Source organism: Erythrobacter sp. A6_0 (assembly GCF_017744235.1).
Classification (GTDB): domain Bacteria; phylum Pseudomonadota; class Alphaproteobacteria; order Sphingomonadales; family Sphingomonadaceae; genus Qipengyuania.
The window spans coordinates 194,516-216,181 of sequence record NZ_JAGHQR010000003.1 but is presented as its reverse complement, the minus strand read 5'-3'; the positions used below and the strand labels follow the sequence as shown (position 1 = coordinate 216,181).

Genomic DNA, 21,666 nt, shown 5'->3' with positions numbered 1-21,666 from the left:
GCGCTCTCTCCAGCGCGGGTTTACGTAGCGGCCCCTAGGCCTCTCAAGCGTGAGCCGCAAGCGTGTCGGGCGTGGATCGGGCGGTCAGTGCATCCATTGCGAGGGACAGCGAACGGGTGCGGGCCTGCGGGTCGAAGGTAGCGCCGCCGAACACCACCTCGTCGGCGCCGGTGCGCGCGATGAAAGCCTGGACCTGACGCGCCACTTCCTTGGGCGTCCCGATGGCGCTCGCCTGGCCGACATGATCGACGATGGCGCGGGCACGCGGGTCCAGCGAGGCGCGATAATTCGGAATTGGCGGCGGCAGCTTGCCCGGTTTTCCGGTGCGCAGACGGACGAAGGATTGCAGCTGCGAACTCGCCAGCGTCTCCGCCTCCTCGGTAGTGTCGGCGCAGAACAGGTTCATCGCGACCATGACATGCGGCTTGGCGAGCTCTTCGCTGGGTTCGAAGGTTCGCCGATAGATTTCGAGTGCGCCGTCGAGATGGTCGGGCGCGAAATGGCTGGCGAAGGCATAGGGCAGGCCGAGTCGAGCGGCCAGTTGCGCGCCGAACAGGCTCGATCCCAGCATCCACATCTCGACATCGGAGGAATGGCCGGGCGTGGCGCGGATCGCCGTCTCGTCCTCGGCGCTCAGATAGGCGCGCAATTCGACCACGTCCTGCGGAAACATCTCGGCGGCGCGGTGCAGATCCTTGCGTAGCGCGCGCTGCAGCTCAGGCCCCGCCCCCGGCGCACGGCCCAGGCCGAGATCGACTCTGCCCGGATACAGCGCGGCGAGCGTGCCGAACTGCTCGGCAATCTGGAAGGGCGTGTGGTTGGGCAGCATGATCCCGCCCGATCCGATGCGGATCGTGCTGGTGGCGCTGGCGATATGGGCGAGCACGACCGAGGTCGCACCACCGGCGATGCCTTCCATCGCATGGTGTTCGGCCACCCAGAACCGCTTGCAGCCCGCCTGCTCCGCCGTGACGGCGAGATCGGTCGCTGCGGCGAGCGCTTCGGCGACCGTGCCGCCTTCGCGCACGGGGACGAGGTCGAGAATGGAAAAATCGGTCATCGTCCGCGCGGCTCCATCTGCTGCGTTCCGCCGTCGAGGCGGGTAAGATAGGTGCGTGCCCGGTTCGCTTCCACGCTTTCGGGAGCGACTTCGATCACCGACTGGAAGCTGGCGCGTGCCTGCTCCTCGCGCCCGGCCATCGCGGCGATGACGCCCGCTTCGAGGCCGACTGCAGGATCGCGCGGGGCGAGCGTGGCGGCGTATTCGATATGGCGCTGCGCTTCGCCCAGCCGTTCGAGCCGGCGCGCCAGAGTGGCCGATAGCAGCCAGGCCTGCGGGTTCGCCGGATCAGCGTCGCGCGCCGCGCCGAGAGCGGCGACGGCATCGGATGCCCGGTTGGCGGCGACCAGCGCGCGGGCGAGATCAGTGTTGAGCCCGGCGGTCAGCGAGGGGGCGGCGGCGCTGTCCGCATCGACGATGGCGCGTTCGAAGGCGGGGATGGCCGCTTCCGCCTGGCCCTGTGCCAGCGCCGCGTGGCCGCTCATGCCCGAAAGGCGAGCGCGATAGGCGGGATTGGTGGCGGGAGCCGCCTCGCGCGCATCTTCGAAAGCGGTGCGCGCATCGTCGAACCGTTCCTGCCGGACCAGCGACAGGCCGAGGCAGTGGAAGGCCGGGGCTCGCTCGTCGGCTGCGGCGGTTTCAAGCCACGCGCGCGCGAAGGCTTCACCTGCTTCGGAATCCTGTCCGGCGCTGGCGAGGCATTCCGACAGGCGCGAGGGCGTGGCGGCGGGTGCCGCTTCCTGCCGCTCGCGTTCGGCGGATCGGCGGCGCTGTTCGGCCACTTCGGGCGGCGTGATCGGCTCCGCGAGGGAGGGGTTCGGCCCGACCTGGGCGAGCATGAGGGAAAGGATCGAGGTGATCATGGCGTCTGAGTCCGTTCGGCGGGAGAGGCGGCGGCGAGGTCACCCACCACGCGCAGCAACAGGGCGATATCCTGCGGGCGCGAGAGGCGGTGATCGCCATCCTTGACCAGCACCACCTGTATGTCGTCCGAACGCAGCTTTTCGGCGAGGCGGAGCGAGATGGCATAGGGCACGTCGCTATCGCGCTGCCCGTGGATGAGGCGCACGGGCATTGATAGCGCAATCGGCCCGTCGAGCTTTTTCGATCGCTCGCCATCGGCGAAGAATTGCGGATAGGTCGGGGTGGGATCGGGGCCGTAGGGATTGTCCTCGAACACCGCCTCCCCGCGCGACAGCTGCGCTTTCTGGTCGGCATCGAAGCCCCAATCGGTGAAGTCCGGCGCGGCGGCGATGCCGACAAGACCGGCCACGCGGCCACCGAGCGCTTCCGCCACCAGCAGCATCAGCCAGCCGCCCATCGACGATCCGATGAGGATTACATCGCCCTCGATCCGGTCCGTCACCAGTGCGACGACCTCGTCCCGCCAACGCGACAGCGTGCCATCGGCGAATGCGCCGTCGCTCTCGCCGCAGCCCGAATAATCGAGCAGAAGGCATTCTCGCCCGCTTTCGCGCGCCCAGTCGATCAAAGCGGTCGCCTTGTTGCCCGCCATGTCGGACATATAGCCGGGCAGGAAGACGAGGGCGGGGCCGGTGCCGGGAATATGGCGGTAGGCGATCCGTCGGCCCCCCTGCCCTTGAAAATATTCGGTCAGCGCGTTCATGCCCACCCATCTCGGCACGCGGGCAACGCAATGCAAGCCGTTAGAAGAACTCGAACTCCTCCACGTCCGGATCGTCTTCGCACATGGATTTGAGCGCTTTAAATTCGGCATCGCTCAGCACCGGGGGAAAGTCCTCGTCCTTATCGGCTGCGGCGCGATAGAGACGGGCGCGCTCGCCTGCCGAAGGATGGCTGGCGACCCAGCCGAACAGCGAATCGTCGTTGTCGCCGTATTTTTCGGCCATCCGCTCGAAAAAGCCTGCCGCGCCGAGCGGCGAAATGTCGCTTTCCGCCATACGGGCACGCGCATATTCGTCCGCCTCTCTTTCGGCATCGCGCGAATAGCCCATCTGCGCGAGGCCGAACGCAGTATCGCCAATTCCGGAATTCGCGCCCGACAGCAGGATCGAGAGGCCGAACTGCCTCAGCAGCGCCGTCATCACGTGCCGTTCGCGTACATGGCCGACCTCGTGGCCGAGCACGCCCGCCAGTTCCTCGGGGCTTTCGGCCTGTTGGACCAGACCGTCGAACAGCAGGACCTGCGCCCCGGGCAGGGCGACGGCGTTGACCATGTCGATATTGGCAACGCCTGACCTCACCTTCGGGTCGCCCGGATCGACCCGACCGAGCAGCTTGGCCAGCGCGGCATCGCCTGCCGGCGTCGAGCACAATCTCCCGCCGAAATCGCCGACCATCGCCTCTCCCAGATTGCGCTCCCAGCTCGTGGGAATGCGCGGGCCGAGCCAGTCGGGCGCTGTCAGGAACAGCGCGACCGCAACTGCGCTCGCCGCGGCAAATGCCATCGCCGCCTTGCCCAGTCCGATCCGATCGACCCAGGCGCCGTATTCGGCATGGGCGGGAAGGTGCGCTGCGAAGCCCGGTGGCAGATCGCGGGGCAAGCGCAGGCGGAAATCGGGCGTGCTCTTGCGGCGATAGACGGTCGCGCCGGGCAGTTTCTCGCCATAGACGAGATCGTCGAGCGGTATGGCGACCGTCGCTCCCGAGTTCTGGACGAGCAGCAATTCGTCCCGATCCCAACGCGCGGCCCCCTCGTGCCGGATCGCGCTGGTACCGTCATACCAGCTCGCTGCAACCTCGAAGCTCTCGTCGGTCATCGGTTTGCGACAGGCCTAGATCGCGCCGATGTCGAAGGCGTCGAGCAGGCCTTCGCCATGGCGTGCGGTGGCGGTGGTCGACTGGGTTAGATCGTCGAGCAGGATTTCGCCCCGCGCCTCCAGATGCGTCATGAAGAATTTCCAGTGGCGATAGGTGAGGAAGATCAGACCGATTCCCAGCGTGATGACGACCAGAACGACATCGCCGACCAACAGCTTGATCCAGTCCTTGGTACGCGCGTCGAAGCTGAAATCGAGATCGTGCCAACGCGTCTTGCCGACGACTTCGCGATAGAAGGCGGCGTAGAAGGCGACCGCGATCAGGCCGAGGCCGAGATAGATAATCAGGACGAAGCCGATCGCTCCGATAACTCCGCCGACGATCATACCGTCTTCGCCGCCGATGCCGCGCCCGGCGAGCATTCCCATGGCGGCGAGGATCCCTCCTCCGACGACCAGAACGATGGGGGCGAGATAGAACAAAAGGAAGCGCACGAAGACCGCATTCGATTCCGCGCGCGCTTCGAAACGATGGGGGCCGAAGCTCATCTGGTTCCAGCGCTCGTTCCACAGGCTCGTCATCGACCATGGGATCAGCAGGCCGGCGGGAACCCAGCCGACCGCATTCTTCCACATATAGGACAGGCCGAACAGGAAGCCGTTATCGTCGCTCCCCCCGCGAATGCCGCGCCAGCGCGTGCGGGAGAGGCGATAGCGCAAGGCGCGGAAGCGGGCGACGCCGGCGAGATAGAAGATGGCGAGGACCGACCCTACCAGCAGAGCCAGACCCAACATTTCGTATCCGCGCGCGATGAGGGCCTGTGCTCCGAAACTGACGATGAAATAGGGAAGGCCGAACAGGACCAGCACGATCAGGAAGCCCACGAACAGCTCCAGCCCCGTGCCCGCCCATTCCAGCCGCTCGTCCACGAAGCGGCTGCGCGACCAGAGGTAGCGCCGCTCGCGCGCGGTCGCCCAAAAGCGATAGATCCCCAGCGTAACGATCGTCAGCAGCAAATTGCTGAAGGCGATTGGCGCGAATTCCTGCCAGGTGCCGTCGAAACCGAACGCGCTGTTCGGATCGTCTGCGGCGCCGCCATCATGGCCGGAACCGCTATTGTCTATCGTGTCGTCCATCGTCCCGCGCCCTGTTCGATCTCCTGCGCTCCGGTGTCGAAGGCGGCGGACGGCATGTCAATGCGGTAGGTTCGGAACGGGTACGTCTCGATCCGTCTTGATCCCGTAACGGGCCGAGTGCAGTCGTGATGGCCGAGGAGATTACCGCCAATGTTCCCGACCGAACCGCCCGCCGCCGCCATGCTTCCCGCGCTCGACCGGCGCAGCCTGTTAAAGGGCGGCCTGCTGGGCGCAGGCGCTCTCTCGGCCCCGCTTTCCGCGCAATTTTCCGGGCAGCGCGGATTCACCCACGGCGTCGCCAGTGGCGAGCCGGGTGCGGACCGGGTCTTGCTGTGGACGCGCTATGCCGCCGGGCAGGATACGCCCCTGCGCTGGCGCGTGATGGAGGCTGATGCCAATCGCCGGGTCGTAGCCGAGGGCCAAGCGACCGCGTCGCCGACCCGCGATTTCTGCTGCAAGGCGCAGGTGAGCGGACTCGAGCCGGGCAGATGGTATTATTACCGCTTCACCGCGCCCGACGGGACCGAGTCGGACGAAGGGCGCACGCGCACGCTTCCCGCAGGGCCTACGTCGCGCTTCCGCATGGCGGTGTTTTCCTGCTCCAATATGGGGTTCGGCTGGTTCAACGCCTATGCGCATGCCGCCGATGCGAACGAGTTCGACTGCGCGCTGCATCTGGGCGATTATTTCTACGAATACGGGCCGGGCACCTACGACAATCCCGATTTCGCCGCGCGCCAGCCCGATCCGGCGCGCGAGATAGTGGCGCTGGCGGACTACCGCGCGCGCTATGCCCAGTATCGCAGCGATCCCGATCTGAGGCGGCTGCATCAGGTCTATCCGATGATTTCCGGCTGGGACGATCACGAAAGCGCGAACGATAGCTGGAAGGGCGGGGCGCAGAACCACCAACCCGAAACCGAAGGGCCGTGGGACGTGCGCAAGGCCGCGGCGATGCGCGCGTATCGCGAATGGATGCCGGTGTCGGACGAGCCGTGGACGGCTTACGAGATCGGCGATCTAGCCACGCTATTCCGGCTGGAAACCCGGCTCGAAGCGCGCTCGGAACAGTTCGATTATGCCTCGATCCTGTCGGGCAAGGCGACGCCCGAAACCGCATCGGCGGCGCTCGCGGCGTTTCGCGACGGCGTCTATGCCGATCCCGCGCGCGAAATGCTCGGTGCGCGTCAGCAGGCGTGGTTGGCGGAAGGACTGATGCGGTCGGTGCGAGAGGGCAAGCCGTGGCAGGTGCTGGTGCAGCAGGTGCTGATGGGCAAGCTCGCCACCGCGCCGCGCCTCGCTGAAAATCTTCCCTCCGATATGGCCGAGCGCACGCGCCGCTATGTCGAGGCGGGCGCGATGGCTTCGCGGAGCGAACTGCCGCTCAATCTCGATGCGTGGGACGGGTATCCCGCCGCGCGCGAACGGGTGCTGCGCGCCGCGCTTGAAGCGGACGCGAATCTCGTCAGCCTCGCGGGCGACACGCACAATGCCTGGGCCTTCGATCTTGCGCAGGACGGGGCGCGGGTCGGCGTCGAATTCGGCGGCCAGTCGGTGACTTCGCCGGGGCTCGAGAATTACGTCACTTACGTGCCGACTGCGGAGCTAGAGCGCGAAACGGTGGGCTTCAATCCCGAGCTGCAATGGATGGACGCTTCGCATCGCGGTTACATGGCGGTGGAACTGACGCCGGGCAGCGCGACGAGCGAATATCGCTTGATGGGCGCGCGCCAGCGGGGCAGCGGTGTCGTCGGTACGCGCCGCATGACGGCGCTGGCGGGCCAGAAACGGCTGCAACCGGCTTAGAACGACACAGCAAGCGGATCGGAACGGTTGAGAAGCGCGCAAGGAAAGGCTATTTCGCTGCCCATGACGCATATCGGCGCCACTTTTTCGACTACCACCATGCCGGGCCGCGCGCACTAGGGCTGACCTCGCGCGTGCCGCCCGGCCATGATCCCGGTCGGGTGGCGCGGCGTCCTTCCCGATCGGTTCTCCTCGATACGCCGCGGCTTGACCGGGCGCGCCGCTCTGGCATGGCGCCCGGCAGCGAGGGAATACGACGATGACGGAACTGCTCAAGATCAGCCTGCCCGATGGGTCCGTGCGCGAAATGGAAGCCGGATCGACTCCGGCGGATGTCGCCGCTGCGATCGGCCCCGGCCTCGCCAAGGCGGCGATCGCGGCGCGCGTGGATGGAGAATTGCGCGACATCAACCGCCCCTTCGATGGCGATGCCGAACTGGCGCTGGTGACGAGCCGCGACGAGGAAGACGCGCTCGAACTCGCGCGCCACGATTACGCCCACGTCCTCGCCGAAGCGGTCCAGTCGCTCTATCCCGGCACGCAGATCACCTTCGGCCCTTCGACCGACGACGGGTTCTATTACGACGTCAAGGCGCCTGAAAGCCGCGATCCGTTCTCGATGGACGATCTGCCCGCGATCGAGGAAGAGATGCGCCGCATCATCCGCGCCGACAAGCCGCTGAAGCGCGAGGTCTGGAGCCGCGAACAGCTGATCGAGAAATGGGAGAGCGAAGGCGAGGTCTTCAAGGCCGAATGGGCGAAGGAACTGCCCGAGAACGAGGAGCTGACGGTCTATTGGAGCGGCGAGGACTGGCTCGACATGTGCCGCGGCCCCCATCTCGCATCGACCGGCAAGCTCGACCCCGACGCCTTCAAGCTGATGCGCGTCGCGGGCGCATATTGGCGCGGCGACCAGTCGAATGCCCAGCTCACGCGCATCTACGGCACCGGCTGGCTCAACAAGAAGCAGTTGAAGGCCCATCTCACGCGGCTGGAGGAAGCCGCCAAGCGCGACCACCGCAAGCTGGGCCGCGAGATGGACCTGTTCCATCTTCAGGAAGAGGCGCACGGCTCGGTCTTCTGGCATCCCAAGGGCTATCGCATCTGGCGCGAGCTCGAAGCCTATATGCGCCGCAAGATGGACAATGGCGGCTATCGCGAGATCAAGACGCCGCAGCTGATGGACGTGCGCCAGTGGGAGCAGTCCGGCCACTGGGGCAAATATGCCGAGAACATGTTCGCGGTGCCCGACATGGTGCCCGAAGTCGACGATAGCGGCGCGGGATCGCACCCCACGGTGGCGAAGGACGCCGACTGGATGGCGATCAAGCCGATGAACTGCCCGGCGCACGTCCTCGTCTTCAAACAGGGGATCACCAGCTATCGCGATCTGCCGATCCGCCTCGGCGAAATGGGTTGCTGCCACCGCAACGAACCGCATGGCGCGCTCCACGGCCTGATGCGCGTGCGCCAGTTCACGCAGGACGATGCGCATATCTTCTGCACCGAGGAGCAGGTGGTCGAAGAAGTGCGCAAGTTCTGCGCGCTGGCCGATGCGGTCTACAAGGATTTCGGCTTCAGCTATCACGTCAAGCTGGCGCTGCGCCCCGAAAAGCGGTTCGGGAGCGAGGCCGATTGGGACAAGGCTGAACAGGAATTGCGCGACGCCGTGGCCGAAGCGGGCATGGCGAACGCGGAGTACGGTTGGGAAGAACTGCCCGGCGAAGGCGCGTTCTATGCGCCCAAGCTCGAATGGCACCTGACCGATGCAATCGGCCGCACCTGGCAGGTCGGCACGATCCAGGGCGACCGCGTGCTGCCCGATCGGCTGGACGCAAGCTATGTCGGCGAAGATGGCGAGAAGCATCGCCCCGTCATGCTGCACCGCGCGATCTTCGGATCGTATGAACGCTTCATCGGGATCCTGATCGAGCACTTCGCCGGGCGCCTCCCCGTCTGGCTCGCCCCGGTCCAGGCCGTGGTCGCAACCATCGTTTCGGATGCGGACGAATATGCGAAGGAAGCCGTGGCGAAGCTGGAGGCGGCGGGTATCCGCGTCGAAAGCGACCTTCGCAACGAGAAGATCAATTACAAGGTGCGCGAACATTCGCACGCCAAGGTTCCGCATCTGCTTGTGGTCGGCAATCGCGAGGCGGAGGAAGGCACCGTCGCCATCCGCACGCTCGGCGAACAGCAGCAGAAGGTGATGCCCTTGGACGAAGCGATCGCCATGCTGAAGGACGCAGCGACTCCGCCCGATCTGAAATAGGAGTTTCAGAACGGGGCTTGCGGCATGTTCGATCAATTCACTGCTGTTCAGATCGTCGCCGCGCTGATCGCCGCGTTCGGATCGGCTTTCGTGCGGGGGTTGACGGGGTTCGGGATGGCGATCCTGATCGTCCCGATTCTCGCGCTCGCGCTCTCGCCCGTGCATGCCGTGTTGCTGACCAATTTCCTTTCGGTCTTCATCGGCCTGTCGGAGATCCGCCGGCTGCTGCGCAATGCGGAGAAAACGGCCTGGATCATCATCGCGCTGGTCGCAGTGACGACTCCGGTTGGCCTGTATGCGCTGAGCCTGACGTCTCCTTCGATCGCGCGGGTCGTCATTGCCTTTATCGCGCTGTCGGCTTTCGTCGCGATCCTGCTGCCGCGGCGCGGCGCGATGGATCACCATCCGGCGACGACGGGCGGCGTGGGCATTCTGAGCGGATTGATGACAGGCTATGCCGGCATGCCGGGCCCGCCGGTCGTGCCCTATTATGTCGGACGCGACATTCCGCGCGAGACGGCCAAGGCCTCGATGTTGCTGATCTTCACTTGTGCGTCGAGCGTGGGGCTTGCCAGCGGAGCGGCTATCGGTGTTCTTGAGCTGAATCTGGCGCTGCTCGCCGCCCTACTGTTTCCGGCGGTGTTACTCGGTAATTATCTCGGTGACCGGCTCTCGGGCCGAATAGCGGACCGGACATGGCGGATCTGCGTCGGCATTGTGCTGGGCGCCGCGGCGGTGGCGGCGCTGGTCAAGGCGATCGGTTAGCCGTTACGGCTTCTGTCAGAAAGGCAGGATCGGCCCGGCAAAGGCCAGCGCGAGGCCGCAGGCTCCGACCATCAGCGACCGCAGAATATCGGCGGGGCGCGGCGTGGCGACATGGGTGCGGACGAGAGCGATAGCTTTGGCCATGCTCCTTTGTCGCGCGAGGATGCTAAGAAAATCTTAAGCGCGCCAATCTGACGCCGGCATCTGCTGGCTGGCGCAGTGGAAACCGCCGCCGCCCGCCAGTACCGCATCGCCGGGCAAGCCGATCGTGGCCCGATCGGGGAAGAGATCGCCGATCGCCGCCACGCCTTCTTCGTCGTGCAGACTGCCGAAGGTCGGCACCACGACGAGGTCCGACGTGATGGCGAAATTGGCGTAGCTCGCGGGTTCGACATGATCGCCCGACGTCACGAGGCCGGGCGAGGGGATACGGACCAGATCGACTCCCGCCGCTTCGATCCTGCGCGCGGCATCCGCGTAAATGTCTGCATTTGGATCGTCCTTGCCGGTCGCCTGCGGCAGAGCGATCCGGTTCGGCGCCACGAAGCGCGCCAGATTGTCGACATGCCCGTCGGTATGGTCGTTGATCAGCCCGTCGCCCAGCCACAGCACGCGCGTGAAGCCGAGATCGCGCTTCAGCCGCGCCTCGATCTCCTCACGCGAGAGATCGGGATTGCGGTTGGGATTGAGCAGGCATTGCTCGGTCGTCACGACGAGGCCGGTCCCGTCCCCATCGATCGCGCCGCCTTCCAGGATCCAGTCGGCGGTTTCGAGCGGCAGGCCTGCATCCCCGGCCAGTTCCGCGCCGATCGTCTGATCGCCATCCATCAGATATTTGCCGCCCCAGCCGTTGAACTGGAAGCGCCGCGCCACGCGCCTATCGCCGTCGCTCAGCACCAGCGGGCCGGTGTCGCGCAGCCAGACATCGCCATAATCGCGCCGCTCCAGCGTCACCGCGCCGCTGACGAGTTGCCGCGCGCACGCCTCATTGGCGGCGTCGCGCACCAATAGGCGGACTTCCTGCCCGCTTTCCGCGACAGCATTGGCGAAGCCTGCGATCTGGTCCTGCGCGCGGCCCAGGACGTCAGGCCATTCCTCCGCATCGTGGGGAAAGCCGATCCAGAGCCAGTCCTGCTTTGCCCATTCGGGAGGCATTGTAGGCGTGGTCTGAGTCATGGCGGTCTCCGGGTGAGGGGCGGAAAGGGGGCTGATCGAAGCGCGCCCTGTCGCACCTCGCACCTTGCGGGGCAAGCGCGCGGCGGGCATGCGGCGGGGCGATGGCCGCCGTATCCTCATCGTCCCCCGACTGGCCCGGAGCGCTCGCACGGGCGCATGCGCATTCGCCCTTCCTGTCGCGCGCGCTGGAGCGCCTGCCGGATCTGGAATCGCTGCTGGAGGCGGGCGATATCGAAGCGGCGTTGCTCAAGGCCAAGGCGGCGGGCGAGGCGCTCGAGGATACCGGCGTCGCCCTCAGGTGCGAGCGGCTGGCGCTGGCAACTGCGCTGGCTATCGGAGACCTCGCGGGCGGGCTCGATCTCGATCGTGTGATGCGCGAGCTTTCGACCTTTGCCGACCGTGCGCTCCACGCCGCGATCGCCGCATCGATCGCGCGCCGGGTGCCGGGGGCGGAGCCCGACGGGATGATCGGCCTGGCGCTTGGCAAACATGGGGCGGGCGAGCTCAATTACAGCTCGGACATCGATCCGATCCTGATCTACGATCCCGAAACGCTGCCCCGCCGCGAGCGCGACGAGCCGGGCGAAGCGGCGCAGCGCTATGCCCGCGAGACGGTGCGGATCCTGTCCGAGACCACGCCCGAAGGTTATGTCTTCCGTGTCGATCTGCGCCTGCGCCCGGCTTCCGAAGTCAGCCCGCTGGCGATCCCGATCGGCGCGGCGACGACGCATTACGAAAGCTCGGCCCTTGCGTGGGAGCGCGCCGCTTTCATCCGGGCGCGCGCGGCGGCAGGGGACATTGCGGCGGGGGAAGTGTTCCTCGATACGATCCGACCCTTCGTATGGCGGCGCAGCCTCGATTTCGGCGCCATCGACGAAATCCGGCGGCTGACGGCGCGCATCCGCGACAGCCATGCGGGGCCGAAGCAGGCCGGGCCGGGCTTCAATCTGAAGCTGGGGCGCGGCGGCATTCGCGAGATCGAATTCTTCGCCCAGACGCATCAATTGATCCATGGCGGGCGCGACGCTTCGCTTCGCTCGCGCGGCACGCGCGCGGCGCTCGATGCGCTGGCGGCGACCGCGCATATCGCACCCGATACCGCGCGCATTCTGGGCGAAGCGTACGACATGCTGCGCACGATTGAGCACCGGTTGCAGATGGTCGCGGATCGCCAGACGCACAGCCTTCCCGAAGGCGAGGCGCTCGACAATGTCGCGCGGCTGCACGGGCTGGAGGATGGTGCGGCGCTGGTCGATCTGGTGGCGCGGACCTGCGCTCCGGTCGCCGAATTGTTCGGCGATCTGATCGCGGAGGATGGCAGCACGCCTGCTTCCCCCGCCGCGCCGGGGCGGCTCGAAAAGCTCGGCTTCGAGGATGCGGACGCCATCTCGCAGCGGATCGAGCGGTGGAGCGATGGACGCTATCGCGCGCTGCGCAGTACGGCGGCGATCGGAGCCTTCGAGGCGATCCTGCCCGACCTGATCGAAGCCGTTGCCGCGAGCGAGGCGCCCGACCATGCGCTGGCCCGCTTCGAATCGTTGCTGGAGCGGCTGCCGAGCGCGATCAATCTGTTCCGCCTGCTGGAAGCGCGGCCCGGCCTTTTCCAGCTGCTGGTCTCCTGCCTCACGCTTGCCCCTCCGCTCGCCGACGAATTGGCGCGGCGGCCCGAACTGCTCGATGCGCTGATCGACCGATCCGCCTTCGATCTTCCCGGCGATGTCGGAGCTCTCGCCGAAAGAATGGCGCGGGGTGAGCGGGGCGACGATTACGAACGCAAGCTCGATCGCATCCGGGTCGTAACGGGCGAGCAACGCTTTGCGCTGGGCATGCAATTGATCGAAGCGCGGCAGGACCCGCTCGATGTGGCCAGCGCCCTGTCGCGCGTGGCGGAGGCTGCGCTGAACGTCGCGCTGGATGCGGCGGAGGAAGAATTCGCGGCCAAGCATGGGCGCTTTGCCGATGGCGGGTTGGCCGTGCTGGGATTGGGCCGGTTGGGCGGGGGCGCGCTGACGCATGCGTCCGATCTCGACATCGTCTATCTCTTCACCGGCGATAGCGCTTCGGGCGAGGAATCGGACGGGGGCCGTCCGCTTGGCCGAACGCTGTATTTTAACCGGCTCGCGCAACGCGTCAGCGCCGCGCTCAGCGTGCCGACCGCCGAAGGTGCTCTGTACGAGGTCGATACGAGACTGCGACCGCAGGGCGCGCAGGGGCCGCTGGCGGTGGGGATCGATGCCTTCGCCCGCTATCAGCGCGAAGATGCCTGGACCTGGGAGCACATGGCGCTGATGCGCAGCCGCGTGGTCGCCGGATCGGACGCGGCGCGTGAGCGGATCGAGGGGATCGTGCGCGAGATCGCCATGGTGGAACGCGATCCCGCCCAATTGCGCGAAGACGTTCTGGGCATGCGCAGCGAGATGGCGGCGCACAAGCAGGCCAAGGGCCCGCTCGATGCCAAGCTGCTGCGCGGCGGGCTGGTCGATCTCGAATTCCTCGTCCATTTCCTGCAATTGCGCGACCGGATCGCGCTCACACCCGACCTCACTGCGGCCATCGCCGAACTGGCGCGTGCGGGTCGGGTGGAAGAGGATCTGCGCGAGGCGCATCTGTTCCTCACCCGCCTGCTCGTGGGTGCGCGCCTGCTTGCGCCCGACCAGCAGCCGCCGGGCGAAGAGGCGCGGAACGTCCTGGCGCGGCTGGTCAGGACCGAAGACTTTCCCGCTCTGCTCGACGCGCTCGATCGGGCGCGGCGCTGCGTCGCGCGCAATTGGGCGCGCACCTTCGAAACCGAACTGGAGATAGCATGACCGACACGACTTACGGACCGGGCGACACTCTGCCCGACATCGCGCTCGAAGCGATCGACGGCAGCGAGGTCAAGCCGTCCGACTTCAAGGGCCGCAAACTCGTCCTGTTCTTCTACCCCAAGGACAACACGCCCGGCTGCACCACCGAAGCGAAGGATTTCTCCGCGCTGCGGCCCGATTTCGACGCGGCGGGCGTCGCTCTGCTGGGCGTGAGCAAGGATTCCGCGCAGAAGCACCGCAATTTCATCGCGAAGCACGATCTCACCGTCGATCTCGCCACCGATGCGCAGGACGGCGGCCTGTCCGACGCGCTCGGCGTCTGGACCGAGAAGCAGATGTACGGAAAGACCTTCATGGGCATGGTCCGCACCACTTATCTGCTGGACGAAGAGGGCCGCATCCTGCGCGTCTGGCCGAAAGTGAAGGTGAAGGGCCACGCCGAAGAGGTGCTGGCCGCGGCTCGCGAAGCGTGAGCGAGAAACCCGGCCTCTCGCACGCGATCCGCAAGGCATTGCTGACCGGAGAGGCGAGCGGGAAGGTCTTCGCCGCGCGGCAGGTGGCGCGCGACTGGCGGTTGGGGCGGTTGCGCTTCGATCTGGGGGACACAGATGCGGCGGCCATGCCCGATCGTCCCGCCTGGCCCGACGATCTTGAGCTGTTGCCCCCGTCGCAAATGCCGAAACGCGGCAAGGGCGGGTCGGAGCGTGGCCGGATCGCGCTGTGGCATGCGCTCGCCCATATCGAATTCGTCGCCATCGATCTGGCGCTCGACATCGTCGGGCGTTTCGGCGGCACGATGGGGGAGGAATTCGCATCCGACTTTCTCGGTGTCGCGGCGGACGAGGCGATGCATTTCGCTCTGCTCGACCGCAAGCTCGGCACGCATGGCTCGCGATACGGCGCGCTGCCCGCCCATGACGGGTTGTGGCAGGCTGCGCAGGATACGGCGGGCGATGTCGGTGCGCGGCTGGCCGTCGTGCCGATGGTGCTGGAGGCGCGAGGCCTCGACGTCACGCCTGCGACTCGTGACCGCGTGGCGTCATCGGGTGATTCGCGCGGCGCGGCGATCCTGCAGCGCATCCTTGACGATGAAATTCGGCACGTTGCCTTCGGTACCAAGCACTTTTCGCGGGTGGCGACGGCGCGCGGCGAAAACCCGCCGGAATTGTGGCGAAAATTGGTCGAAAGCCATTTTTCAGGGGCAATCAAACCGCCATTCAACGACTCAGCGCGTCGATCAGCCGGTTTGTCGCGAGAGTTCTACGGTCTACTTGCTTCGTAAACTTCTCTCCGCCACCCCATAATGCACAAGACGTCGGGGGGTTCCGGCGGTGATGAAAATAGATCGATAACCTGAGGGATTTGGGGGTCGGTCGGGTCCGGGGGATCGGACCTTCGCAATATGGACGGGTCACATATGACGAAGCTTTTCAACAACGCTCTGCGGACGCTCGCTCTTGGGCTGGGTGCCGTCACCATGATGGCCGCCGCACCCGCCGCCGCAGAAAGCGCCGCTTCCGCCGCGATGGTTCCCGCAGTCGACATGCCCGCCGGCAATTCGGCAGGTGCCCCGGTCACGACCTCGGACGGCGATCGCCAGTTCGAACAGCTCTTCGCCAGCTGGGAACGGATGGACAAGGTTTCGGCCGGTGTCGCCACCACCTCCGTTTCGGTTCCCTCCGCCATGCCGCTGACCGATGCCCGCCTTTCCAGCGGATACGGCATGCGCAACCACCCGGTGCTCGGCGGTCGTCGCGGTCACAAGGGTGTCGACCTGGCCGCGCCCACCGGCACGCCGGTCTATGCCACTGCCGATGGCTTCGTGAGCAAGGCCGACTGGTTCTCGAGCTATGGCAAGTACATCTCGATCGAACACGGCGCTTCGCTGCAGACGCGCTTCGCCCACCTGTCGGACATGGTCGTTTCGGCTGGCGACAAGGTGAAGAAGGGTGATCTGATCGGCTATGTCGGTTCGACCGGCCGCTCCACCGGCCCGCACCTCCACTACGAAGTCCGCGTCGATGGCGTCGCAGTCGATCCGTCGCCCTACATGGTTCCGTCGGACGATCACCGCGACCATGCGCTGGCCCTGCTCTCGGCAGAGTAAGCTTCGATAGCGAACGGCGCTCTTCGAATCGGAGAGTGGCCGCAGCAAAAGGCGGCTCCGGAATTGTCCGGGGCCGCCTTTTGCTTGTGCAGGTCCGTAAGCGCCTCCGCGGACGGCATTTTCCCTTGCCCGCGCAGGTCCATGCTATAGGTTTCGTCCTGCAACCAGATCGTAAACCTCGGTAAACGAGGGACGATCCTGCGGGAGAGAGACATGCACCCCATCGCGCACGCGCAGGCGCGCCCGGACCATCCGGCCATCATCATGGCGGCCAGCGGTGAGACCGTCAGCTATCGCCAGCTGGACGAAACCGCCAATCGCTTCGCCCATTTGCTGCGATCGCGCGGCATCGGGGCGGGCGGCCATTTCGGCCTGCTGATGGAGAACAATGCGCTCAATCTCCAGCTGGTCTGGGGATCGCAGCGTTCGGGGGCCATGATGGTGCCGATCTCCACCCGGCTGACCGCGCCCGAAATCGCCTATATCCTGCGCGATTGCGATGCGAAGCTGCTGGTGACTTCGACATATTTCGCGGATCGGATCGAGGCCCTGCGCGCGCTATGCCCCGAATGCGAATTCCTGGTGCTGGACGGCGAAGGAGAGGAAGACCTCGCAAAGGCGCTGGCCGATCAGCCCGACGCTCCGCTCTCCGATCCCGTGCCCGGCCAGTACATGCTTTATTCCAGCGGCACGACGGGACGGCCCAAGGGCGTGCGCCCGCGTGCGCCCGACAGCGACGATATACAGGCGGCGGTTCCCCTCGTCGGCCTTGCGGTGATGGGCGCGGGGATGCCGGCGGACGGATCGATGGTCTATCTCTCGCCCGCCCCGCTCTATCACGCCGCGCCGCTCGGCTGGTGCACCACTGCGCACAGGCTGGGCGGCACGGTGGTGGTGATGGAGAAATTCGATCCCGAAACCGCGCTTCAGGCGATCGAGCGTTACGGCGTCACCGACAGCCAATGGGTTCCGACGCATTTCGTCCGCATGCTGAAGCTCGATCCCTCGCAGCGCGAAGGATACGACCTGTCGAGCCATCAACGCGCGCTCCACGCCGCTGCGCCCTGTCCGGTCCCGGTCAAGCAGGCGATGATCGAATGGTGGGGCCCGGTCGTGAACGAATATTACGCCGGGTCCGAAGGGATCGGGATGACGCTGGTGAAGGCGCAGGAATGGCTGGAGCGGCCCGGCACGGTCGGCAAGGCGATCTTCGGTACGCTCCATATCTGCGGACCCGATGGCGCGGAATTGCCGCCGGGCGAGGACGGGCTGATCTATTTCGAGAACGCGGTTCTGCCGACCTATCACAACGATCCCGCCAAGACGGTGGAGGCCATGCATCCGAAGGGCTGGATGACGCTGGGCGATATCGGCCATGTCGATGCGGAGGGTTATCTCTACCTGACCGATCGCAAGAGCCACATGATCATCACCGGCGGGGTGAACGTCTATCCGCAGGAGGTCGAGAACCTGCTTGTCAGCCATCCCAAGGTGATGGACGCCGCCGTGATCGGCGCGCCCGATCCGGATCTGGGCGAAAAGGTCGTCGCCGTGGTGCAGCCGCTTGATATGGGACAGGCGGGCGAGGCGCTGGAGGCGGAATTGCGCGCCTATCTCGAACCGGAATTGAGCCGCATCAAGATGCCGCGCCTGTTCGAATTCCGCAGCGAACTGCCGCGCGAAGCCAATGGCAAGCTCTACAAGCGCGAGCTGCGCGACGAATTTGCCGCCCGGATCGAGGCCGACGGCTGAACTCCTGAAATAGCGCCGTTTTGGCTCTAAAATCGGACTCCATTCGTCGCATAATCCTACGGATTGCGGGGGTTTTCTGCTAGGTGATCCACATGGGTAACACAGCAGGCCGCCGCGCTTTCCCATCTGGTGGAAGCGGGCGTTCCTGCGCATAAGCGAGAGGGGGGAATCATGACTTTGCTCGAACCGCACAACCTGCCTTTCGCCATTGCGATGGGCCTGATGGTGCTGCTGGCGCTCGTCCAAGTGCTGGGTCTCGGCGATTGGGGTGTGGGCGCCGATCTGGATGTCGATCCCGATATCGGGGCGGATGCCGATGCTTCGCTCCAGCCGGGAATGGTGGAAGGGCTGCTCACTCTGCTCGGGGTGGGGCGCGTGCCGTTGACGATCTGGCTCGCGCTGTTCCTGCTGATGTTTGCAGGGATCGGCCTCAGCGTGCAGGAATTGGCGACAAGCCTTACCGGCGCGCCGCTCTATTCATGGCTCGCGGCAGTGATCGCGGGGGCTGCGGCGGTGCCGGTAACGGGCATGCTCGCCCGCCCGCTGGGCGCGGTCCTGCCCAAGGACCACACCACCGCCGTCAGCACGGCAAGCCTGATCGGCCGCCGCGCCACGATCACCGATGGCGTCGCGCGCACCGGTTCGCCCGCGCGTGCCCGCGTGCGCGATATTCACGGCCAGGCCCATTACGTGATGGTGGAGCCGCACGAGGAAACCAGCGCGCTGCATGCGGGGGACGAAGTCCTGCTGGTGCGCCGCGAAAAGGACCAATTCTACGCGACCGCGCTGGCCGAGCGCCGCCTGTCGCCAAACTGATTATTGTTAGGGGGTATTGATGGAAGACCTGTTCGGAACGTCCTTGGTAATGCTGGTCGGAGGAGTGATCTTCGCGCTGATCGTGATCACGTTCCTGCTCAAAATGTATCGCCGCGCCTCGAAGGAAATCGCCTTCGTGCGCACCGGCGTGGGCGGCGAGAAAGTGGTGATGAACGGCGGTGCGCTGGTCCTGCCGGTGTTCCACGAAACCATGCCGGTCAACATGAACACGCTGGTCCTCAGCGTGGTGCGCCGCGATGGCGAGGCGCTGATCACGCTCGATCGCCTGCGGATCGACGTGAAGGCCGAATTCTATGTCCGCGTGAAGCCCGATAGCGAAGCGATCGCCATGGCCGCGCAGACGCTCGGCCAGCGCACCATGCAGCCCGAAATGCTCAAGGATCTGGTCGAGGGCAAATTCGTCGATGCGCTGCGTTCGGTCGCGGCGGGCATGACCATGAACGAGCTGCACGAACAGCGCGCCGATTTCGTCCAGAAAGTGCAGCAGGTCAGCTCCAACGATCTCGCCATGAACGGCCTGGAACTGGAATCGGTCTCGCTGACCGGCCTCGACCAGACCTCGATCGAACACTTCAACGCCAACAACGCCTTCGACGCCGAAGGTCTCACCAAGCTGACCGAGCAGATCGAGGCGCGCAAGAAGCTGCGCAACGACATCGAGCAGGACACGCGCGTCCAGATGGAGACCAAGAACCTGGAGGCTGCGCAAAAGAGCTTCGAGATCAGCCGCGACACCGAATATGCCCGGCTCGAGCAAGAGCGCGAAGTCGAAGTGCGCCGCGCCGCCCAGAGTTCCGAAATCGCCCGCACCCAGGCCGAGCGTACGCGCGAAGCCGATGCGGCGCGGATCGAGGCCAAGAAGCAGGTCGACGCCCAGCAGATCGAGGCCGACCGCCTGGTCGAGGAAGCCCGCATCGACCAGCAGCGCGCGCTCGAAATCGCACGACAGGAACAGCAGATCGCGGTCCAGAACAAGAGCCGCGAGGAAAGCCAGGCCAAGGCCGATGCGGACGAGGCACGTGCCAAGGCCGTCGCCGCGGAAGAACAGGTCGCTACCAGCCGCGAGACCGAAATCGCCGAGCGTCAGAAGCGCATCGAGCTGATCGAAGCCTCGAAGCAGGCCGAACGCGATGCGATCAAGATCCGCGTCGATGCCGAGGCGGAAAAGGATGCGGCCCAGAACCGCGCCGAGGCCGCGCGCCGCGAAGCCGAGGGCGAGGCCGAAGCCGAAAAGCTGCGCGCCGAAGCCGCGCGCGTGCGCTTCGAAGTGGAAGCTGCGGGCCAGCGCGCCATCAACGAGGCCGCCAACATCCTCTCGATGGAGCAGATCAGCCTGCAGACCAAGCTGGCGCTGCTCAAAGTCCTGCCCGACGTCATCCGCGAAAGCGCCAAGCCGATGGAAGCGATCGATTCGATCAAGATCGTCCAGGTCGACGGGCTGACGAATGGCGGCGGAAAGGGCTCTGCGGGCGCGAACAATGGCGGCGGAAGCGGCAATCTTGCCACCGACGCAGTCAGCGCCGCTCTGGCCTATCGGGCGCAGGCGCCTGTTCTCGACGGGTTGATGAAGGAACTGGGCCTCGACGGCTCGAACCTGTCCGGCCTCGTCAAGGGTGCGGCTTTCGACGAGGATGAAGAGGCGGAATCTGCACCGCAGGCGAGCGGCCACGCCGCGCCAAAGGATGCGAAGGCTCTGGTCGCCAGCCAGCGCGCCAATGGATCGGACGGGCAAGCGGAAAAGGCCGGTAAGTCGGAAGGCGAGGATCGCGAGCCCGCCGACGCCTGACCTCGTCAACAAGGGCAGAGGGGAGCGCGATTTCGGTCGCGCTTCCCGGCCTTTGCTGCCCGCCCCTCTTATCGGCCGCGCCTTGCCTGCGCAGGCGAATGCGGTAAACGCTCCATCATGGACAAGCTCATTATTCGCGGCGGCAATCGCCTTGCCGGCACCATGCCGATTTCCGGCGCCAAGAATTCCGCCCTCACGCTGCTGCCCTGCGCGCTTTTGACCGAAGAGCCGGTGACGCTGCGCAATCTGCCGCGGCTCGCCGATATCGACGGGTTCCAGCACCTGATGACGCAATTCGGCGTCAGCCACACGATTCCCGGCAAACGCCCGGAAGAATTCGGGCGCGTGGTCACGCTGGAAGCGATGCGGATCACGTCGAATGTCGCGCCCTACGAGTTGGTGCGCAAGATGCGCGCCTCGATCCTGGTGCTGGGGCCGCTGCTGGGCCGCACGGGCGAGGCGACCGTTTCGCTGCCCGGCGGCTGCGCGATCGGCAACCGCCCGATCGACCTGCATCTGAAGGCGCTGGAAGCGTTCGGCGCGCATATCGAACTGGCGGCAGGCTATGTGAAGGCGTCCGCACCCGATGGCGGCCTGCCGGGTGGGGATTACGATTTCCCCGTCGTCTCGGTCGGCGCGACGGAGAACGCGCTGATGGCGGCGGTGCTGGCAAACGGGACCAGCCGCCTGTTCAACGCCGCGCGCGAGCCGGAGATCGTGGACCTCTGCAATCTTCTCGTCGCGATGGGCGCGGAGATCGAAGGGATCGGCACATCCGATCTGACGATCCACGGCGTGAAGAAGCTGAACGGCGCGACCTACAAGGTGATGGCCGACCGGATCGAGGCAGGCTCCTATGCCTGCGCCGCCGCGATCACCGGCGGCGACGTGACGCTGGACGGTGCCAATGCCAGCGAGATGCAGGCGACACTGCATGCGCTGCGCAATATCGGTGTCGAGGTCGAAGAGGTGAAGGGCGGCATCCGCGTATCGGCGGACGGGCCGCTCAAGGCCACCAACCTTTCGACCGCGCCCTATCCGGGCCTTGCCACCGATATGCAGGCGCAGTTGATGAGCCTGCTGTGCAAGGCGGAAGGGACCAGCGTCCTCAAGGAAACGATTTTCGAGAACCGCTACATGCACGTTCCCGAACTGACGCGGATGGGTGCGGATATCGAGACCGAGGGCCGCACCGCGATCGTACGCGGCGTCGACCGGTTAACGGGGGCCGAAGTGATGGCGACCGATCTGCGCGCATCGATGAGCCTGATCATCGCCGCTCTGGCTGCCGAGGGTGAGACGACGGTGCGCCGGATCTATCACCTCGACCGGGGATACGAGCGGCTGGAGGAGAAACTCTCGCTTGTCGGCGCGGATATCGAACGGGTCGGCGACGAATAGCGTTTAAGGTCAGGACCTTTTT

At 65.9% G+C, this 21,666-nt stretch carries 18 protein-coding genes; 11 read left to right on the top strand and 7 right to left on the bottom strand.

The features are described from left to right. Positions 1-43 precede the first annotated feature (43 nt). From J7347_RS09865 to J7347_RS09845, 5 genes are read right to left on the bottom strand one after another with little or no spacing between them, the layout of a single operon-like run. Positions 44-1,060 carry an LLM class flavin-dependent oxidoreductase gene (locus tag J7347_RS09865; RefSeq protein ID WP_209161891.1) on the bottom strand — a complete coding sequence of 339 codons (1,017 nt, stop codon included), beginning with the start codon at positions 1,058-1,060 and terminating at the stop codon, positions 44-46. After that, a complete protein-coding gene (locus J7347_RS09860) occupies positions 1,057-1,923 on the bottom strand; it encodes a tetratricopeptide repeat protein (protein ID WP_209161890.1) in 867 nt (288 codons plus the stop codon). Before J7347_RS09860 ends, J7347_RS09865 begins: the two co-directional genes overlap by 4 nt. Next, positions 1,920-2,687: an alpha/beta hydrolase gene (locus J7347_RS09855; RefSeq protein WP_209161889.1), complete on the bottom strand. Its 768-nt coding sequence runs from the start codon at positions 2,685-2,687 to the stop codon at positions 1,920-1,922. Before J7347_RS09855 ends, J7347_RS09860 begins: the two co-directional genes overlap by 4 nt. A gap of 40 nt (positions 2,688-2,727) precedes the next feature. Next, a complete protein-coding gene (locus J7347_RS09850; RefSeq protein ID WP_209161888.1) occupies positions 2,728-3,801 on the bottom strand; it encodes a M48 family metallopeptidase in 1,074 nt (357 codons plus the stop codon). 15 nt (positions 3,802-3,816) lie between these two features. Beyond that, complete coding sequence (locus J7347_RS09845; RefSeq protein WP_209161887.1) at positions 3,817-4,938, bottom strand: YjgN family protein; 1,122 nt, start codon at positions 4,936-4,938, stop codon at positions 3,817-3,819. Positions 4,939-5,088: 150 nt separating this feature from the next. On the opposite strand from J7347_RS09845, the gene J7347_RS09840 reads away from it, so the two are divergent. From J7347_RS09840 to J7347_RS09830, 3 genes are all read left to right on the top strand, one after another. Then, complete coding sequence (locus J7347_RS09840; RefSeq protein WP_209161886.1) at positions 5,089-6,744, top strand: alkaline phosphatase D family protein; 1,656 nt, start codon at positions 5,089-5,091, stop codon at positions 6,742-6,744. Positions 6,745-7,003: 259 nt separating this feature from the next. Next, positions 7,004-9,013: a threonine--tRNA ligase gene (thrS, locus tag J7347_RS09835; protein ID WP_209161885.1), complete on the top strand. Its 2,010-nt coding sequence runs from the start codon at positions 7,004-7,006 to the stop codon at positions 9,011-9,013. A 24-nt stretch (positions 9,014-9,037) separates the two neighbouring features. Next, entirely contained in the window at positions 9,038-9,778 is a 741-nt protein-coding gene (locus J7347_RS09830) for a sulfite exporter TauE/SafE family protein (RefSeq protein ID WP_209161884.1), read from the top strand. 15 nt (positions 9,779-9,793) lie between these two features. Here the strand turns inward: J7347_RS09830 and J7347_RS13445 are convergent, their stop codons facing one another. Beyond that, positions 9,794-9,922 (bottom strand): hypothetical protein, encoded by a 129-nt coding sequence (locus J7347_RS13445; RefSeq protein WP_280635702.1) that lies wholly within the window; start codon positions 9,920-9,922, stop codon positions 9,794-9,796. Between the two features lie 33 nt (positions 9,923-9,955). Beyond that, positions 9,956-10,954, bottom strand: a complete 999-nt coding sequence (locus J7347_RS09825) for an agmatine deiminase family protein (RefSeq protein ID WP_245173992.1) — start codon at positions 10,952-10,954, stop codon at positions 9,956-9,958. A gap of 47 nt (positions 10,955-11,001) precedes the next feature. Here J7347_RS09825 and J7347_RS09820 point away from each other — a divergent pair, with 47 nt between their 5' ends. From J7347_RS09820 to murA, 8 genes are all read left to right on the top strand, one after another. Next, positions 11,002-13,761 carry a bifunctional [glutamine synthetase] adenylyltransferase/[glutamine synthetase]-adenylyl-L-tyrosine phosphorylase gene (locus J7347_RS09820; protein WP_280635708.1) on the top strand — a complete coding sequence of 920 codons (2,760 nt, stop codon included), beginning with the start codon at positions 11,002-11,004 and terminating at the stop codon, positions 13,759-13,761. After that, positions 13,758-14,234, top strand: a complete 477-nt coding sequence (locus J7347_RS09815; protein ID WP_209161882.1) for a peroxiredoxin — start codon at positions 13,758-13,760, stop codon at positions 14,232-14,234. The genes J7347_RS09820 and J7347_RS09815 overlap by 4 nt, the downstream gene beginning before the upstream one ends. Then, positions 14,231-15,043, top strand: a complete 813-nt coding sequence (locus J7347_RS09810) for a ferritin-like domain-containing protein (protein ID WP_209161881.1) — start codon at positions 14,231-14,233, stop codon at positions 15,041-15,043. The genes J7347_RS09815 and J7347_RS09810 overlap by 4 nt, the downstream gene beginning before the upstream one ends. A gap of 135 nt (positions 15,044-15,178) precedes the next feature. Next, entirely contained in the window at positions 15,179-15,868 is a 690-nt protein-coding gene (locus J7347_RS09805) for a M23 family metallopeptidase (protein WP_209161880.1), read from the top strand. 213 nt (positions 15,869-16,081) lie between these two features. Continuing rightward, positions 16,082-17,620 (top strand): acyl-CoA synthetase, encoded by a 1,539-nt coding sequence (locus tag J7347_RS09800; RefSeq protein WP_209161879.1) that lies wholly within the window; start codon positions 16,082-16,084, stop codon positions 17,618-17,620. Between the two features lie 171 nt (positions 17,621-17,791). Beyond that, the gene (locus J7347_RS09795; protein WP_209161878.1) at positions 17,792-18,436 is read left to right on the top strand and encodes a YqiJ family protein; all 645 of its coding nucleotides are present in this window, start codon (positions 17,792-17,794) and stop codon (positions 18,434-18,436) included. 19 nt (positions 18,437-18,455) lie between these two features. After that, complete coding sequence (locus J7347_RS09790; protein ID WP_209161877.1) at positions 18,456-20,243, top strand: flotillin domain-containing protein; 1,788 nt, start codon at positions 18,456-18,458, stop codon at positions 20,241-20,243. A 117-nt stretch (positions 20,244-20,360) separates the two neighbouring features. Then, positions 20,361-21,644 carry a UDP-N-acetylglucosamine 1-carboxyvinyltransferase gene (murA, locus tag J7347_RS09785; RefSeq protein WP_209161876.1) on the top strand — a complete coding sequence of 428 codons (1,284 nt, stop codon included), beginning with the start codon at positions 20,361-20,363 and terminating at the stop codon, positions 21,642-21,644. Positions 21,645-21,666: the final 22 nt, after the last annotated feature.

What these genes read in the sequence shown, in the direction of transcription:
- J7347_RS09850 (WP_209161888.1), bottom strand. Translation starts at nt 3,801, where the DNA reads ATGACCGACGAGAGCTTCGAGGTTGCAGCGAGCTGGTATGACGGTACC.
- J7347_RS09845 (WP_209161887.1), bottom strand. Translation starts at nt 4,938, where the DNA reads ATGGACGACACGATAGACAATAGCGGTTCCGGCCATGATGGCGGCGCC.
- J7347_RS09830 (WP_209161884.1), top strand. Translation starts at nt 9,038, where the DNA reads ATGTTCGATCAATTCACTGCTGTTCAGATCGTCGCCGCGCTGATCGCC.
- J7347_RS09840 (WP_209161886.1), top strand. Translation starts at nt 5,089, where the DNA reads ATGTTCCCGACCGAACCGCCCGCCGCCGCCATGCTTCCCGCGCTCGAC.
- murA (WP_209161876.1), top strand. Translation starts at nt 20,361, where the DNA reads ATGGACAAGCTCATTATTCGCGGCGGCAATCGCCTTGCCGGCACCATG.
- J7347_RS09795 (WP_209161878.1), top strand. Translation starts at nt 17,792, where the DNA reads ATGACTTTGCTCGAACCGCACAACCTGCCTTTCGCCATTGCGATGGGC.
- J7347_RS09855 (WP_209161889.1), bottom strand. Translation starts at nt 2,687, where the DNA reads ATGAACGCGCTGACCGAATATTTTCAAGGGCAGGGGGGCCGACGGATC.
- J7347_RS09860 (WP_209161890.1), bottom strand. Translation starts at nt 1,923, where the DNA reads ATGATCACCTCGATCCTTTCCCTCATGCTCGCCCAGGTCGGGCCGAAC.
- J7347_RS09790 (WP_209161877.1), top strand. Translation starts at nt 18,456, where the DNA reads ATGGAAGACCTGTTCGGAACGTCCTTGGTAATGCTGGTCGGAGGAGTG.
- J7347_RS09825 (WP_245173992.1), bottom strand. Translation starts at nt 10,954, where the DNA reads ATGACTCAGACCACGCCTACAATGCCTCCCGAATGGGCAAAGCAGGAC.
- J7347_RS09865 (WP_209161891.1), bottom strand. Translation starts at nt 1,060, where the DNA reads ATGACCGATTTTTCCATTCTCGACCTCGTCCCCGTGCGCGAAGGCGGC.
- J7347_RS09815 (WP_209161882.1), top strand. Translation starts at nt 13,758, where the DNA reads ATGACCGACACGACTTACGGACCGGGCGACACTCTGCCCGACATCGCG.
- thrS (WP_209161885.1), top strand. Translation starts at nt 7,004, where the DNA reads ATGACGGAACTGCTCAAGATCAGCCTGCCCGATGGGTCCGTGCGCGAA.
- J7347_RS09805 (WP_209161880.1), top strand. Translation starts at nt 15,179, where the DNA reads ATGACGAAGCTTTTCAACAACGCTCTGCGGACGCTCGCTCTTGGGCTG.
- J7347_RS09800 (WP_209161879.1), top strand. Translation starts at nt 16,082, where the DNA reads ATGCACCCCATCGCGCACGCGCAGGCGCGCCCGGACCATCCGGCCATC.
- J7347_RS13445 (WP_280635702.1), bottom strand. Translation starts at nt 9,922, where the DNA reads ATGGCCAAAGCTATCGCTCTCGTCCGCACCCATGTCGCCACGCCGCGC.